This is a genomic window from Mycobacterium sp. E2479 (assembly GCF_001667925.1).
Lineage (GTDB): Bacteria > Actinomycetota > Actinomycetes > Mycobacteriales > Mycobacteriaceae > Mycobacterium.
Map to the genome: position 1 here is coordinate 1 of NZ_LZJR01000030.1, position 1,373 is coordinate 1,373.

2 protein-coding genes are annotated in these 1,373 nt (G+C 58.9%); one reads left to right on the forward strand and one right to left on the reverse strand.

Annotation, left to right across the window (positions count from 1 at the left end; all coding sequences use genetic code 11):
- Nucleotides 1-26: 26 nt before the first annotated feature.
- Nucleotides 27-335 carry a hypothetical protein gene (locus A5686_RS03825; RefSeq protein WP_067931302.1) on the reverse strand — a complete coding sequence of 103 codons (309 nt, stop codon included), beginning with the start codon at nucleotides 333-335 and terminating at the stop codon, nucleotides 27-29.
- Nucleotides 336-1,038: 703 nt separating this feature from the next.
- Between A5686_RS03825 and A5686_RS03830 the strand changes: the two genes are divergently transcribed.
- A complete protein-coding gene (locus tag A5686_RS03830) occupies nucleotides 1,039-1,347 on the forward strand; it encodes a hypothetical protein (protein WP_067931305.1) in 309 nt (102 codons plus the stop codon).
- Nucleotides 1,348-1,373: the final 26 nt, after the last annotated feature.

Below are 1,373 nucleotides of genomic sequence, written 5' to 3' on the forward strand. Positions count from 1 at the left end.
GTTTTGATTACTTCCGACGTGGCGCGTTACACGTCGATGGTCTGGCTGACGTATGTCTCCCAGGTGGCGATCTGGCCAGCCTCTACCATGGCGGCCTGCATCTCGGGGTCGCCGAAGAGCGCCTCCTGGACCTGGCCGTACCGCGTCCAATCCTCGGCTGTGGAAAGCAGGCCGATGGCGTTGGTCGCCGGGCCCCCGATCATGGTCGCCAGCACGGTGACGTTCTCGGCGCCGTGCTTGCGAGCGAGGTCTGTTGTCTTCTTGAGTTGCTTCTGCACCTCGTCCCACTGGACGCCCGGGTTTGGGTGGATAACTACGTACGTGACGATGGTCATGATGGTGCCTCCTGTACCTCGTGGCGGTTAGCCACAAGGTAAGCAAACACCCGAATGCCGCCGCGCGCTAGTGCCAAAGTGCATTGGCTAGCAAACTAGTTGCCGCGTCGGGGCCTGCTCGCGCGCCCCGGGCCTCCGAGGCCGTCTAGGCGGTCATTTTATTGTCTTTGCATCGAATGCAATATTCGTCGTTCTGCCTTTGTGTTTCGTGTATGCCTTCGCATTCAGGGCATTGTTGAATGTATTTATGATTCGGATTCCAGTCCGAATTCATTAATCTTTGCTTTTGTATGAATTTGTTCGCTGAGTCACGAGCTCCGTTAGACAACATTTCAATAGACTTCCCTGGTCAATAGTATATTCTGGTTTTATTCAGGGTTTGCTGGTGGCTTAACAACCCATCCGGTGGGACGGGCTTGGCAGCTCGTGAATCACTAGCATTCGCAGCTACCGCCCGTTCGGGCTAACCAATGACCATTCCCCAAATGCGGCCGGTTAAACCCCGGTGGGGCGCGTAATCAACCCCACCCCCTGGCGATTCACGCTCTGCCCAAGTTGTCGGGTGCCGCGTCCGCCGCGCAAACCTGCTCGCCCGCAACGGGCGCTCGGAGATCTGCGGAAGATTGAAGTAGCCGGCTACTCTAGGCTCGCAGTTTGCCACGCCAGAGGCTGTCTGGGTCCCCTCTAGTGAAAGGTGCCCACGATGACAATCCTCGCAACCACTATCGTCCATCCGAATCCCGGCGTGGCCTGGGACGACGTTCAAAAGCAGCTGAAGCGCGCGAGCGAACTTGCCCGCAAGCATGGCGCGGAGAACGTCACTGTGCTCGTCACCATGGTCGGGGGTCAGGGAACCAACGCCGTCGGCTTCCTGACGACCGCCGAGGATTGGACGCGGTACGGCCAGGTCCAGGAGGCGCTCTTCGGCGACCCCGAGATGCAGGCCGCCATGGTAGAGGCTGGCCAGATCGCCACCTGGGAGACATACGTCAGCCAGACCATCGACGTGTAACGCGCCACGTCGGAAGTAATCAAAAC

Bases quoted from the DNA above. Each gene is read 5' to 3' on its own strand.
- A5686_RS03825 (WP_067931302.1), bottom strand. From the start codon at position 335: ATGACCATCGTCACGTACGTAGTTATCCACCCAAACCCGGGCGTCCAG.
- A5686_RS03830 (WP_067931305.1), top strand. From the start codon at position 1,039: ATGACAATCCTCGCAACCACTATCGTCCATCCGAATCCCGGCGTGGCC.